Raw genomic sequence first — 12,328 nt, forward strand, 5'->3', positions numbered from 1 at the left:
TCGGACAACTCGCATGAGCCTATCCCCGGAACTTTTGTTACATGGATACTCCATCGGCATATTCCCGATGGCCGAAAATCGTGATGATCCCGAATTGTTTTGGGTCGATCCCAAGTTTCGCGGTGTCTTTCCACTGGATGGGTTTCACATTTCCCGCAGCCTCGCGCGGCGCATCCGGACTTGCGGGTTCGACGTGACCATCGATCAGGACTTCATCGGTGTGGTCGACGGTTGCGCAGCCCGCGCGGATACCTGGATCAACGCCGAACTGCGTGATCTGTACCAGAAGCTGCACCAATCGGGTCATGCGCACTCACTTGAAGTCCGGGAACAGGGCGAATTGATCGGGGGTGTTTACGGTGTGGTATTGGGGGCCGCATTTTTTGGCGAGAGCATGTTCTCGCGCCGCAGAGACGCCTCCAAAATCGCGCTGGCCTATCTGGTGGATCGTCTGAGGCAAACAGGATTCCAACTGTTCGACACCCAGTTCCTGACGGCACACCTCGCCTCACTCGGGGCCATCGAGATACCGCGCGGTCAGTACCGAAGAAACTTGGAAGAAGCGACCAACACCAGCGCGGACTTTACCGCGCCAATCCTTCAGTCCGCCGCAGGCGTGATACAGCGGATCACCCAGACGTCATAGCGTGCGTGATCCAATGCGTTCAGCGCCGGCGAGGTCGCGATCATCCAACCATCAAACAGCTGGTCCGCCTTGCTTTTTTCCCAAATGGTCAGATAGGCAAAGGCGTCGCCGGTTGGGTTATCCGCAGGGTAGCGACATTCGCCCAACGCGACATCCAGCCCAAAAACGACCTTTGTCTCACCGTTTTGCAACTGGATATCAACGGTTTGCCCGTTGACCTTGTCCAGACCGCGCAACATCGCACCGGGTCCGATCTGAACCTTCTGCTGCGCAGCCGCACTTGTTCCAATCAACGTTAAGGCAATCAGGAATGGACGTATCATTCGCCGCCATCTCCGGCCACAAACTTGACCAGCAGGGAAATCAGGCTGACGGCGCCTTGTGTATCTTCAATCTCATCTCCGGCCTCGAAGAAAAAGGGCGAGCCACCGGGCATCACCTCGACAAAATTGCCGCCCAACAGCCCCTCGGAAGAGATCACTATGGCGCTGTCATCCGGGACGAGGATGCCATCAGCAATCGAAAACGTTGTATCCGCGCGGTAGGTGTCCGCGTTCAGGCTGACATCCGTCACTGTGCCAATCTTGACGCCCGCAAGACGCACATCAGTACCAACCCCTACCCCTTCGAGCGAGCGGAAAGACGCGCCAAGCTCATAGCCCGCACGATTTTGCGACAGGCCGGTGGATTGGCTGGCATAAACGCCAAATGCTACGGCGCAGGCCAACACGGCGCCGCCGACGAAAACTTCGGTCCAATTATGCGACATTGCTCGCCTCGTTTATTCCGGGGTCCAGGCCTCGTAGTCCGTACGCTCGACCGGGTCGGCCCGGCGCAACGATCCGGCGGGCGCATAGGCCAGCGCGGTTCCTGTCAGGTTTTCCTGATGCGGCTTTTCCCAGGATTTATGCGGCAGCGGTTTGTCCGTCGGCGGCTCATCCCAGGTCCGGTGCAGCCATCCGTGCCAGTCAGCGTCAATCCGGCTGGCTTCGACTTCACCGCTGAACATCACCCAACGCTTGCTGTCATCAGCGGTGCGGTAAAACACATTGCCTTCATTGTCTTCGCCAACTTTGACGCCTTTGCGCGCAGTAAAGATTTGCGTGTTCAGGGTCGCCCCGTTCCACCAAGTCACGGCCCGCAAAAGAGTGTTCAGGATTCCCATCGGCTGCCTCCGGCATTTCGGTCGAGGAAAGGTATGGACCAAAGGCACGCCAAGGTCCAGTGCCCGGCACAGTATCAACGCTATTCCGGCAGAACTGCGGTGACTTCAATTTCGATCCGGTCTTCCGGTGTAATAAGATTGCATTCGACCACCGTAGCCGCCGGCGGATTTTCTCCGAATGCGCCCTGCAACAATGGCCAGCAAAGTTTGAATTCACTCATATCCGGCAAATAGTAATTCACACGGACCACATCTTTGAAACCCGCTCCAGCCTCGGCCAAAGCTTTTCCAATTGCATCAAGGGACGATTTACACTGACCAACAATATCTGAAGGAATTTCATCGCCCTGAGCGCAAGTTCCGGCAACGAAAACGAAGCCATTTGCCACGACAGCACGGCAATAACCGACCTTCTTTTCATACTCTCCGCCGGAGTGAATTCGTTTGATCATTTGGCTACTCCTCAAACAGAAACGGCGCGGAAATTACCGCGCCGCTTTTCGAAAAACTTGCGAATACTCAACCAGCCGACGCCGATTCCTGTGCCGGGTCTGCGTAGATGATCAGGGGTTGTGCCTCAGAGATTACCGCCTCTTCGTTCACCACCACCTCGGTCACGTTCTTCATGCCGGGCAGTTCGAACATCGTATCCAGCAAGATATCTTCGAGGATTGACCGCAGTCCGCGCGCGCCGGTTTTGCGCTCGATGGCCTTTTTGGAAATGGCCTTAAGCGCATCATCGGTGAAACCCAGCTCGGCGTCTTCCAGTTCGAACAGACGCTGATACTGTTTGACCAATGCGTTTTTGGGCTTAGTCAGGATCGTGACCAGAGCCTCCTCATCCAAATCTTCAAGCGTCGCCAGAACCGGCAGACGACCGACAAATTCCGGGATCAGACCGAATCTCAGCAGATCTTCGGGCTCGAGCTCTTTGAAAATCTCGCCCACACCGCGGTCGTCATTGTCCCGCACATCGGCACCAAAGCCCATGGCCGAACCCTTGCCGCGCTGCGCAATAATCTTGTCCAATCCTGCGAACGCACCGCCACAAATGAACAGGATATTGGTCGTGTCCACCTGCAGGAATTCCTGCTGCGGATGCTTGCGGCCACCTTGCGGCGGAACACTGGCTACAGTGCCTTCCATCAGCTTCAGCAGCGCCTGCTGAACACCCTCGCCTGACACATCGCGGGTGATCGAGGGGTTTTCTGATTTGCGGGTGATCTTGTCGACCTCGTCTATATAGACGATGCCGCGCTGCGCGCGTTCGACATTGTATTCACTGGACTGCAACAGTTTGAGGATGATGTTCTCGACATCCTCGCCCACGTAACCGGCTTCAGTCAGTGTGGTGGCGTCCGCCATGGTAAATGGCACATCCAGAATCCGCGCCAGCGTTTGCGCCAGCAGGGTCTTGCCGCAACCAGTAGGTCCAATCAGCAGGATGTTGGATTTTGCCAGCTCAATATCGCTACCGGCCTTCTGTGCGTGGTTCAGGCGTTTGTAGTGATTGTGAACCGCGACCGACAGGACCCGCTTGGCGGTGGCCTGGCCGATTACATAATCATCCAGAACTTCGCAAATATCCTTCGGCGTCGGCACACCGTCCGAAGATTTCAGCCCGCTGGCCTTGGTCTCTTCGCGGATGATGTCCATGCACAGTTCGACACATTCATCACAGATGAAAACGGTCGGACCCGCGATCAGCTTTCGCACCTCGTGCTGGCTTTTGCCACAAAAGCTACAGTAGAGCGTGTTTTTGCCGTCTCCGCCTGAATTCGTCGCCATGATCTACCTTTCGGGCTTCATCCCTACGCCCCTTACCGGGGCGCTTTCGCCTGTTCCTGCAGCTTAGGCCAGCACTGTGGCGGCTACAATCTCAAAATGACCCCCGCGCCGGTGACGCGGGGTATTGGCCTCAGGCCTCGTCCATTTTGGCGCGATTCTCGACAATCTCATCGATGTGACCCCAGTCTTTTGCCTCTTCCGGGCTCATGAAATTGTCACGATCCAACGCTTTTTCAACCGCCTTTTTGGTCTGACCGGTATGACGCACGTAGATGTCATACAGCCGATCCTTCAGCTTTTGCGTCTCAGCAGCGTGAATCATGATATCGCTGGCCTGCCCCTGATAGCCACCGCTGGGCTGGTGCACCATGATGCGGCTGTTGGGCAGGGAAAAGCGCATCCCCTTCTCACCACCGGCCAACAAAACCGACCCCATCGAGGCGGCCTGACCGATCACCAACGTGGAACATTTCGGCTTGATGTACTGCATTGTGTCATAAATCGACAACCCGCTGGTCACCACACCACCGGGTGAGTTGATGTACATTGAGATTTCTTTGTTTGGATTTTCCGCCTCAAGGTGCAGCAGCTGCGCGACGATCAGATGGCTCATGCCATCATGGATCGGCCCGTTTATGAAAATGATCCGCTCTTTCAGAAGACGCGAGAAGATATCATAGGCGCGTTCGCCCCGGCTGGTCTGCTCGACGACCATGGGAACGAGCGTATTCATGTAGGTATCTACTGGATCGAACATTCGGAACCTGCCTGCTTTGCTGTGGTTCGGGAGATTATCCCAACAAGAGTTACCCGAGTCTTAGTGTTGCCACCGAGGGGCTGCAAGGGGGGGCAACCCAGAACAATCAGGTATAGTCAGAACTCGCTTGCGTCACAGCAATCTCAATTCAGCTTCGGCGTATAATCATCCAGAGTTCTGGCAGGTCAAAATGACAGCCCGATAATGCGGGGCAATTTCGACATCAAATTCCCCGTCTCTCATCACAGGATTTTGATTCATACATATAGCAATAAATGTTCGAAACATGTAGTGAAGTGGCTCGCCCTCGGGGCGCTTGACGTAAAGGAAACAACGCCTGGCCAACAGGCTTGCAAGGAATACAAATGATGGCACTTCCCCAGCTGTCCCAAGACATGTCGCAGGATGACCTTGATCGCATGGTCTACAATGCGACCCGCGCATCAAATTTCCTCAAGGCAATCAGTCACGAAGGTCGGTTGATGATCCTGTGCCACCTGGTTTCCGGCGAAAAATCCGTGACCGAGTTGGAAGAACTTCTGTCTGCGCGGCAGGCCGCCGTCTCGCAGCAATTGTCACGTCTCCGGCTGGAGGGGTTGGTTACCCCCCGACGCGAAGGCAAGGCTATTTACTATCGATTGGCGGATGATCGTCCCCGCCGCATGCTTGAAGTTGTCTATGAATTGTTCTGCGATGGCGGCAAATCTTAACCTTGGCAATCTGCCCCGTGTACTTAATGCCTCGTGAATTGGACTCCGTTGATTTGCGGCTAAAGCACTGGCCCAACAGAACATAAGGTGCTACCGAAAAGAAGATCGAGCACCAAGGAGACAAGCATGATCCGCGTAATTCTGATTGGCCTGAGCCTATTTGCACTAACCGCCTGCGAAACCGCAAAAGGCGCCGGTAAAGATATTGAAAAGGCCGGCGATGCCATCCAGGGCGCTGCCACTGACGTTCAAGAAAACATCTGATTCAGCGCCTTATATTGCGGGACGTTCACATCCCGACCCAATATCTGGTTGATACAATCCCGCAAACGCATTAACCTATCCACACAGGTGCATAGACGCGGCATTGCATAATCTGACGCTAAATCGGGGCTCTTTTGCACATGCAGAAGAGCCCCTTTCCCTTGCAGCAGGGGTGATGAGTGGTAGCCTGTATGAAACCGTGAGCCGACATAAGAAAAGGCGTCAGGTGCGCAGACGCGGTCTTTGCATGTACCCTTTCGGACACTCCTGACGCCTTACCGGGTCGACGCACCACAAGGGTACTCCGATCCAGTCGCCCCAGCCTCGTAAAAGACTGCAGCCGCCGCTTTGAACCCTGAGGGTCCTCACAGCATGCATTGGCCGTCTGAGAAGCTGACCATTCGAGCACAGGCACGAAGCCCATTTTCGATTGACCATCTACCGGTAAGTCTTTGCATATCAACGCTAATCCTAGAACTCGCGCTCTCTGCTCAGACCCCCTGACCTTTGCGTCCCACCTTCGGTCCCGAAGAACCTGTGCGGTATCTGGACTGTTACATCGCGCCCTGTATCCGACAAGAAAATAGCACTGCAGCATGAAAATTAGACGGGGATAAAATGTTGATATCTGACGGGACAACGATGTGGATAAATCGAGAATTCGAGATTCTGCGCAGGGTTGATGATGGAAAAGTTCGAGCCGTGAAAATCAACCTCGAATGCGCCCGATGCTGCAAGCGCAAAGGCCTGCGCACGGTCGTTTAGGCCCGAATTGTACGTTTCGTACGAAACTCTGACCCCTAATTGTACGAATCGTACCAAACGGAAAAGGGGCAAAATGCGCTGTTCAATCTCATACGCGCGCGATCATCTGGGGCAGTTGGTCACCCACGTGCAAGACCCGCGCGAGGTGATCGTGCTGGCCCGGCGTGGCAAGCCGCTGGCCGCGCTTGTCTCGATCACCGAGGCGCAACGGATCTGGGATCTGGAAGCGGATGAGCGGATCGGCTGGAAACATCCGCTGTGCGGGATGCGCGGGTGGTGGTCAAAAAGACCAACCATACCGGGGATGGAACCTGGGCCGGACGGCACCTATGTCACCGCGCGCGAAGCCGCGCTGAAGGTTCGCGAGATCCAGATGACCCGTGCCGAGGAACGCCGCATTCTTGCACGCGGTGGTCTGGACCCTGTCGCAGGCGGTGAACTGGCCGCCCGGCCCGTCTCCGCCTTGTGGAGACGCTGGTTCCGATTTTGAGAAGCGTTCCGACCCGATCGAGTAACCTACTACTCTCCGCCACAGTCTAAATACAGCAGCGGTACTTACCCCCTACATCCGAGCGGGTCGGAAACGCTTCAGTTCACCTGTCGCTCCAGTACGACGCTGTACGTCGTGCCGTTACGCAGGCTACGGAAATCCGCATAAATCATACCATCCTTGTACTGGGCATCGATCAGGGCGTTGGCACCGATCACCAGAGGCGAGGTTTCAACGATCCCTATCTTGCCGGACCCATCCAGACTGATCGACCCGGTCACCTCGTATTCATGCCACAGATCATTGTCCTGACTGCGCCATTTGGACGGGCCCCAGAACACGTTGTCCTCTTGCTTCTGGATATCAACGACCCATTCCGCCTGATTAAAGCGGGGCTCGTCGCCCTTGTAGTAATGGCTGGGCTGGACGGTGTTGTACGTACCGGTCCACTTGCCCCGCAGGTCTGGCGTCGTATCGGCCAGCGCAGCGGTTCCAAGGCTGAGGCTTGTGGCCAGAGCGGCAGCGCTGGCAGTCAGGTATCTGGTCATGGGCGTCCTCCTTTTCGGCGTGGGCCGGTGTGGCCTTGTTGAACAGATTGGGAGAGGTCAGAGGGCATACAAGTTTTCTGAACGAGGCTTAATGTTTGCTTCATGTTCAGATCACGCCCAGGCCAGCGCGGTACCGATCACAACCAGACCGATGCCTAACGCCTCACGATGCGAGAAATTTTCGCCGAACAGAAAGAACGAGGCGATGGCGATCAGAACAACCTCGGCCCCCAGAATGCCGGTATAGATGATGCCCAGACGTTCGTCGCGCAGAGCAGCAAGTTCCAGCGTCGCCCCGGCCAACAGGGTCGCGACGATCAACATGCCCAGCCCGACGCCGGGGAGTTTCCACCAGAACTTCATCGCGATCATGGCCACGGAATAGAGACCCGCTGACCCGAGGGCGATGATGGGGATCATGGATGTGGACATTGGACGCTTCCTCGGAATGGTTCCGGTGCGTCAACATTAGCGGGTTAGTGGAATTGGGGATGTGAGGTTGGTCACAGTGGTTGGGATGGAAGTGAACACCTACTTCACGGGCGATGACCAGACGCACCGCCCGCTTTGCCGAACCAGATCGGCGATCTGGCGCTAGTTCAGGCCGAGCAGGTCCTTGGCCTGAGCCAGAGTCGCGACCGACGCGTCATGGTCGCCCGCATCATGCAGCGCAGCGCCTTCGTCACGCCATGCCTCAACCTGTGCGACCTGTTCAGCGGACAGGTCGGGACCTGCGGCCAGAGCGGCATCGATTGCAGCAATGTCGGTGGGGCATTGGAAGGCAAAGGCGGGCGCGGCGAACAGGCAGAAGGCAGCGGCCAGAGTCAGATGTTTCATTGGTTTATCCTCCCGTTTTTTGGGTGCGGTGAGGATACCATGAAACGGGTCAGGTTCGGTGAGCGTCAGCGCCCGACGCGGAGGATCGGCGGGGGATGGCTGATGCGGGAGCTTTCGAGCGGCGGAACTCCGGGGCGCAAACGCAGACACATTGAGTAATCACAAAAGTTGAGGACTACGACCAGCCCGAGGGGAGGCGCAAACGCTCCGCCCCATGGGAGCGGGTCCGCGGCCCGGTGGTGCCGCCGGGCGGGTGAAACTGATTTAACGTGAAGGAATTTCGAGAGATAAAAGAAGCCACGTATTCACGAAAATACTTGAATCAACTTCTCACCGAAGAACGCTAAAATCGCTGCTCTACCTGCCCAGGTCCCGGTTGTTTCACCAAACTTTTCTGCGAACTTTAGGGTCGAGACCTTCGTCATTTCCCCAATATGGCTAGTCAGAGCAACACCCAAATTAAGGAGCGCGTTTCCCGCATCTATAATCAACTTGTCGCTAGATGCATCTGCCTCCTTTAACGCAACCTGCACTGAGCGGAGCTTGCTTTCGACTTCCTGAATTTTTTCGGGGTGAAGCGGAAATTCGCTCCCTTGATTGTGCCCGAACGTGGAAGGGAGGTCAGCTCTAATTGCGGCTAACAAGTCAATTAGGTCAGGAATCTCCTTGATCAGCTCTTGTTTAAGCTCTTTGGAAGACTGTTCGTATTCCTCTTCTAAAACAAATGGCTCTTGTTCCTCGAAAACATTCAGTTTTACTCGATGATTAGAAGGCATCCAGTCTTCGGAATACTCCTTCTCGATAGCGTCAACTATTTCGTCCAACTGTTCGGAAAGAATTGAATTTACGAAATTCTCTAATAGAATTTCTCGCGTCGAGACAGCATGTCGGGTCAACTCATCAGACAAGTCGTCGAAGTTTTCCAATGGAACGTCCAACGGCTCGGAATCGACTTCCAAATTTTCTAGATCGAAATCGCTAAACTGCTGATATTCTTTTCTAACCCAGTCTAGGATTACCTCAATCTTTGTGATGCTAGCCCAAGTAAGATCTAAGTTTGGCGGGTTCTCAAAATCTGAAACCTCTACTGCCCCGTAGTACATTCTTGCCAAGCCCATATCTAGGTTTTTAGTTTTAGTGTTTGAGAAAGAACACGGCATTATAGCCATTCAAAACTTTTTCAATGTCATGCCTTGATCAGCCAATGTGTTGAGGTCAATTTCTTCCCTCTTTGCGCTTTGCCCGTTAAACACAATTTGATCAGCTGTCGTTAGCAACCCAATGTCACTTGCTAACTATCCATCTTCAACGCTGAAATAAACGCCTCCTGCGGAATATCCACCTTCCCGAACTGGCGCATCTTTTTCTTACCCGCCTTCTGCTTGTCCAGCAGTTTGCGTTTCCGCGTGGCGTCGCCTCCGTAGCATTTCGCGGTCACGTCCTTGCGCAGCGCCGAGAGGGTCTCGCGGGCGATGACCTTGCCTCCGATGGCGGCCTGGATCGGGATTTTGAACATGTGGCGCGGGATCAGGTCCTTGAGCTTTTCGCACATCGCCCGGCCCCGCATCTCGGCCCGGTCGCGGTGAACCATGGTTGACAGCGCATCGACCGGTTCGTCATTCACCAGCACCGACATCTTGACCAGCGCGTCCTCGGTATAGCCGGTCATCTGGTAATCAAACGAGGCATAGCCCTTGGTCACCGATTTCAGGCGGTCGTAGAAGTCAAAGACGACCTCGTTCAGCGGCAGGTCATAGACGACCATGGCGCGGCTGCCCGCATAGGTCAGGTCCAGCTGGATGCCACGGCGGTCCTGGCAGAGTTTCAGCACGTCGCCGAGGAATTCGTCCGGTACCAAGATGGTCGCCTTGATGCGCGGTTCCTCGATATGGTCGACCTTGGAGGGGTCGGGCATATCTGCGGGGTTGTGCAACTCGATCATCTCGCCGTCTTTCATGTAGACGTGATAGATCACCGACGGCGCGGTGGTGATGAGCTCGATATCATATTCGCGTTCGATACGGTCGCGGATGACCTCGAGGTGCAAAAGGCCAAGGAAGCCGCAGCGGAAGCCAAAGCCAAGTGCTGCCGAGGTTTCCATTTCAAAGCTGAAGCTGGCGTCGTTCAGGGCCAGTTTGTCGATCGCATCGCGCAGGTCTTCGAATTCGGAACTGTCGACGGGGAACAGGCCACAGAACACCACCGGCTGCGCGGGTTTGAAGCCGTCCAAAGCGATTTCGGTGCCGTTACGGTCATTGGTGATGGTGTCACCGACGCGGGTGTCGCGGACCTGTTTGATCGAGGCGGTGAGAAAGCCGATCTCACCGGGGCCAAGCGAGTCCACCATTTCCATCTCGGGCCGGAAGACGCCAACGCGGTCGACGTGGTGCAGGGTGTTGTTCGACATGAACTTGACCCGCATCCCCTTTTTCAGCGTGCCGTCCATGATGCGGACCAGCACGATGACGCCGAGATAGGCATCGTACCACGAATCCACCAGCATCGCCTTGAGCGGCGCGTCGAGCGTGCCTTTGGGCGCGGGCAGATGGGTGACGATGGATTCCAACGTCTCGTGGATGCCCTGCCCGGTCTTGGCGCTGACCTGAATCGCCTCGGACGCGTCGATGCCGATCACATCCTCGATCTGTTCCGCCACGCGGTCACAATCGGACGCAGGCAGATCGATCTTGTTCAGCACCGGAACGATGTCATGATCGGCGTCGATGGCTTGATAGACATTCGCCAGCGTCTGCGCCTCGACGCCCTGCGTCGAGTCCACAACCAGTAGCGAGCCTTCGACCGCGCGCATGGACCGCGAGACCTCATAGGCAAAGTCCACGTGGCCGGGGGTGTCGATCAAGTTCAGCACGTATTTCTCGCCATTGTCGGCGGTATAATCGATGCGGACCGTGTTGGCCTTGATGGTGATGCCGCGCTCGCGCTCGATATCCATGCTGTCGAGCAGCTGTTCCTTCATGTCTCGGTCCTTGACCGTTCCGGTCTCTTGGATGAGCCGGTCAGCAAGGGTGGATTTGCCATGGTCGATATGCGCGACGATGGAGAAATTGCGGATATGAGCGAGGTCTGTCATAGCGACGGGATATGGTTCGAAAACGGGCGCTGGTCAAGGTGGGACGGTACCATGCGAAACCCTTTGTTTGGTGGGCTCGTCGGACGGTTCGGCAATCCAGTCAAGCCCAGGCTTCAGGAGACCGGAAATGGCTGCTGATTAAAGCAGCCCATTCTTTACCAGTTCAGCACTCATCCAATGCGTTTCGCTTTGCACATGGCCTTCGCGAACATACTTTGCCAGATGAGTGGGCATATCCTTGTCGGCAAAGGCCGTAGTTACTCGCACGACGAACCCTTCCTGCGATGAAAGATCCAAATCACTTATCACATCAGAAACGGCGTCTTCCGAAAAAAGCCCGCGATACAGCACAGGTACTGGTGCGATGTTGAGGTCTGCAAAGCGGGACAGGGTCGCATCCCAAGGTTGGACCACATCCCTCTTGATCCACGCAAAACCCAGAAAATATGTGGGCAACTCAGAATATGCGATAGAGTGGCGTGCAAAAAGGTACTCCCCGACGATCCGCTCATCCTCTGCAAGCTGAGGTGAGATGCCCGCTGCAAAGGCTTTCATCCAGTCGCGTGACGAGTGATATCGCGCGTCGATGCTGCGAGGGTGACATCCGTCACTGTGAATTGTGGTGTTTTCACCGTCCATTTTCTCGGTAAAGATTACTTCGTCTGCGGCAACCAGAGCCCCAACATCGGACATGATCTTGTCATCGCTCGTTGCACCCGGCGATTGTGGTAGATGAAATGTGCGGCCGTATTTCTTGAGCATTTTCAGTATCAACAACTTTGAACGGATAAATCAGTCCGCACACCAAACGCGACAATTCCACCCCGCGCAATCACTTTTTCGCAACGTGTGATTGATCCGCCCACCCATTTGATTCATACTCCGCCGCAGACTGAGAGGGGCGTCAGATCTCTCCTGGCAGGCAAACACGAGGCATGAGCATGAAACAGTTCCTCTTAATCGCATTCTGCGCCACATCGTTGACGGCAGCGGCCCCGCTACCCAGTGAGGCGGCACAGATCAAACGGGCGTGTCTGGCGTCGGACCGATCGGCGGCGACGCGGCAGCGGTGCAGCTGCATTCAACGGGTCGCCGATCAGGCGTTGACCCGTACCGATCAGAAGACCGTGTCCAAATGGTTCAGCGACCCGCATCAGGCGCAAGAGCTGAAGATGTCGCAGACCGCGCGCGATGATGCGCTGTGGGATCGGTATCAGGCCTTTGGTCAGATGGCGAAGGCGATCTGCAGCTAAACCGCAATCTCAAA

17 protein-coding genes are annotated in these 12,328 nt (G+C 55.6%); 5 read left to right on the plus strand and 12 right to left on the minus strand.

Annotated elements, in window-relative coordinates:
- Nucleotides 1–13 precede the first annotated feature (13 nt).
- A complete protein-coding gene (gene aat, locus HW561_RS15630; protein ID WP_176866276.1) occupies nt 14–646 on the plus strand; it encodes a leucyl/phenylalanyl-tRNA--protein transferase in 633 nt (210 codons plus the stop codon).
- Here the strand turns inward: aat and HW561_RS15635 are convergent.
- From HW561_RS15635 to HW561_RS15660, 6 genes are all read right to left on the minus strand, one after another.
- Nucleotides 601–969 (minus strand): DUF2155 domain-containing protein, encoded by a 369-nt coding sequence (locus tag HW561_RS15635; RefSeq protein ID WP_176866277.1) that lies wholly within the window; start codon nt 967–969, stop codon nt 601–603. The genes aat and HW561_RS15635 overlap by 46 nt on opposite strands.
- Complete coding sequence (gene mlaD / locus HW561_RS15640; protein WP_176866278.1) at nt 966–1,415, minus strand: outer membrane lipid asymmetry maintenance protein MlaD; 450 nt, start codon at nt 1,413–1,415, stop codon at nt 966–968. Before mlaD ends, HW561_RS15635 begins: the two co-directional genes overlap by 4 nt.
- Before the next feature lie 12 nt (nt 1,416–1,427).
- Nucleotides 1,428–1,811 carry an NADH:ubiquinone oxidoreductase subunit NDUFA12 gene (locus tag HW561_RS15645; RefSeq protein WP_176866279.1) on the minus strand — a complete coding sequence of 128 codons (384 nt, stop codon included), beginning with the start codon at nt 1,809–1,811 and terminating at the stop codon, nt 1,428–1,430.
- An 80-nt stretch (nt 1,812–1,891) separates the two neighbouring features.
- Nucleotides 1,892–2,263, minus strand: coding sequence for a Rid family hydrolase (locus HW561_RS15650; protein WP_176866280.1), 372 nt, complete (start codon nt 2,261–2,263; stop codon nt 1,892–1,894).
- Nucleotides 2,264–2,330: 67 nt separating this feature from the next.
- Complete coding sequence (gene clpX / locus HW561_RS15655; RefSeq protein ID WP_176866281.1) at nt 2,331–3,599, minus strand: ATP-dependent Clp protease ATP-binding subunit ClpX; 1,269 nt, start codon at nt 3,597–3,599, stop codon at nt 2,331–2,333.
- 130 nt (nt 3,600–3,729) lie between these two features.
- Entirely contained in the window at nt 3,730–4,356 is a 627-nt protein-coding gene (locus tag HW561_RS15660) for an ATP-dependent Clp protease proteolytic subunit (protein ID WP_176866282.1), read from the minus strand.
- Between the two features lie 368 nt (nt 4,357–4,724).
- On the opposite strand from HW561_RS15660, the gene HW561_RS15665 reads away from it, so the two are divergent.
- The 3 genes from HW561_RS15665 (at nt 4,725) to HW561_RS15675 (ending at nt 6,585) form a co-directional block, all read left to right on the plus strand.
- Entirely contained in the window at nt 4,725–5,066 is a 342-nt protein-coding gene (locus HW561_RS15665; protein ID WP_176866283.1) for an ArsR/SmtB family transcription factor, read from the plus strand.
- Between the two features lie 126 nt (nt 5,067–5,192).
- Nucleotides 5,193–5,330 (plus strand): entericidin A/B family lipoprotein, encoded by a 138-nt coding sequence (locus tag HW561_RS15670; RefSeq protein WP_176866284.1) that lies wholly within the window; start codon nt 5,193–5,195, stop codon nt 5,328–5,330.
- A gap of 838 nt (nt 5,331–6,168) precedes the next feature.
- On the plus strand, nt 6,169–6,585 hold the full coding sequence (locus HW561_RS15675; RefSeq protein ID WP_176866285.1) for a type II toxin-antitoxin system Phd/YefM family antitoxin: 417 nt from the start codon (nt 6,169–6,171) through the stop codon (nt 6,583–6,585).
- Between the two features lie 98 nt (nt 6,586–6,683).
- Here the strand turns inward: HW561_RS15675 and HW561_RS15680 are convergent, their stop codons facing one another.
- The 6 genes from HW561_RS15680 to HW561_RS15705 all read right to left on the minus strand — a co-directional run bounded on the left by HW561_RS15680 (nt 6,684) and on the right by HW561_RS15705 (nt 11,823).
- Nucleotides 6,684–7,133: a hypothetical protein gene (locus HW561_RS15680; protein ID WP_176866286.1), complete on the minus strand. Its 450-nt coding sequence runs from the start codon at nt 7,131–7,133 to the stop codon at nt 6,684–6,686.
- Between the two features lie 111 nt (nt 7,134–7,244).
- Nucleotides 7,245–7,565, minus strand: coding sequence for a hypothetical protein (locus HW561_RS15685; RefSeq protein WP_176866287.1), 321 nt, complete (start codon nt 7,563–7,565; stop codon nt 7,245–7,247).
- Between the two features lie 162 nt (nt 7,566–7,727).
- Nucleotides 7,728–7,970, minus strand: coding sequence for a hypothetical protein (locus tag HW561_RS15690; protein ID WP_176866288.1), 243 nt, complete (start codon nt 7,968–7,970; stop codon nt 7,728–7,730).
- Between the two features lie 305 nt (nt 7,971–8,275).
- A complete protein-coding gene (locus tag HW561_RS15695) occupies nt 8,276–9,139 on the minus strand; it encodes a hypothetical protein (RefSeq protein WP_176866289.1) in 864 nt (287 codons plus the stop codon).
- Nucleotides 9,140–9,261: 122 nt separating this feature from the next.
- Entirely contained in the window at nt 9,262–11,061 is a 1,800-nt protein-coding gene (gene lepA / locus HW561_RS15700) for a translation elongation factor 4 (protein ID WP_176866290.1), read from the minus strand.
- Nucleotides 11,062–11,199: 138 nt separating this feature from the next.
- A complete protein-coding gene (locus HW561_RS15705; RefSeq protein WP_176866291.1) occupies nt 11,200–11,823 on the minus strand; it encodes an RNA ligase family protein in 624 nt (207 codons plus the stop codon).
- A 179-nt stretch (nt 11,824–12,002) separates the two neighbouring features.
- Here HW561_RS15705 and HW561_RS15710 point away from each other — a divergent pair, with 179 nt between their 5' ends.
- Nucleotides 12,003–12,314, plus strand: coding sequence for a hypothetical protein (locus tag HW561_RS15710; RefSeq protein WP_176866292.1), 312 nt, complete (start codon nt 12,003–12,005; stop codon nt 12,312–12,314).
- Nucleotides 12,315–12,328: the final 14 nt, after the last annotated feature.

The organism is Ruegeria haliotis, from assembly GCF_013377785.1.
GTDB lineage: Bacteria > Pseudomonadota > Alphaproteobacteria > Rhodobacterales > Rhodobacteraceae > Ruegeria > Ruegeria haliotis.

Bases quoted from the DNA above. Each gene is read 5' to 3' on its own strand.
- aat (WP_176866276.1), top strand. From the start codon at position 14: ATGAGCCTATCCCCGGAACTTTTGTTACATGGATACTCCATCGGCATA.
- HW561_RS15635 (WP_176866277.1), bottom strand. From the start codon at position 969: ATGATACGTCCATTCCTGATTGCCTTAACGTTGATTGGAACAAGTGCG.
- mlaD (WP_176866278.1), bottom strand. From the start codon at position 1,415: ATGTCGCATAATTGGACCGAAGTTTTCGTCGGCGGCGCCGTGTTGGCC.
- HW561_RS15645 (WP_176866279.1), bottom strand. From the start codon at position 1,811: ATGGGAATCCTGAACACTCTTTTGCGGGCCGTGACTTGGTGGAACGGG.
- HW561_RS15650 (WP_176866280.1), bottom strand. From the start codon at position 2,263: ATGATCAAACGAATTCACTCCGGCGGAGAGTATGAAAAGAAGGTCGGT.
- clpX (WP_176866281.1), bottom strand. From the start codon at position 3,599: ATGGCGACGAATTCAGGCGGAGACGGCAAAAACACGCTCTACTGTAGC.
- HW561_RS15660 (WP_176866282.1), bottom strand. From the start codon at position 4,356: ATGTTCGATCCAGTAGATACCTACATGAATACGCTCGTTCCCATGGTC.
- HW561_RS15665 (WP_176866283.1), top strand. From the start codon at position 4,725: ATGGCACTTCCCCAGCTGTCCCAAGACATGTCGCAGGATGACCTTGAT.
- HW561_RS15670 (WP_176866284.1), top strand. From the start codon at position 5,193: ATGATCCGCGTAATTCTGATTGGCCTGAGCCTATTTGCACTAACCGCC.
- HW561_RS15675 (WP_176866285.1), top strand. From the start codon at position 6,169: ATGCGCTGTTCAATCTCATACGCGCGCGATCATCTGGGGCAGTTGGTC.
- HW561_RS15680 (WP_176866286.1), bottom strand. From the start codon at position 7,133: ATGACCAGATACCTGACTGCCAGCGCTGCCGCTCTGGCCACAAGCCTC.
- HW561_RS15685 (WP_176866287.1), bottom strand. From the start codon at position 7,565: ATGTCCACATCCATGATCCCCATCATCGCCCTCGGGTCAGCGGGTCTC.
- HW561_RS15690 (WP_176866288.1), bottom strand. From the start codon at position 7,970: ATGAAACATCTGACTCTGGCCGCTGCCTTCTGCCTGTTCGCCGCGCCC.
- HW561_RS15695 (WP_176866289.1), bottom strand. From the start codon at position 9,139: ATGGCTATAATGCCGTGTTCTTTCTCAAACACTAAAACTAAAAACCTA.
- lepA (WP_176866290.1), bottom strand. From the start codon at position 11,061: ATGACAGACCTCGCTCATATCCGCAATTTCTCCATCGTCGCGCATATC.
- HW561_RS15705 (WP_176866291.1), bottom strand. From the start codon at position 11,823: ATGCTCAAGAAATACGGCCGCACATTTCATCTACCACAATCGCCGGGT.
- HW561_RS15710 (WP_176866292.1), top strand. From the start codon at position 12,003: ATGAAACAGTTCCTCTTAATCGCATTCTGCGCCACATCGTTGACGGCA.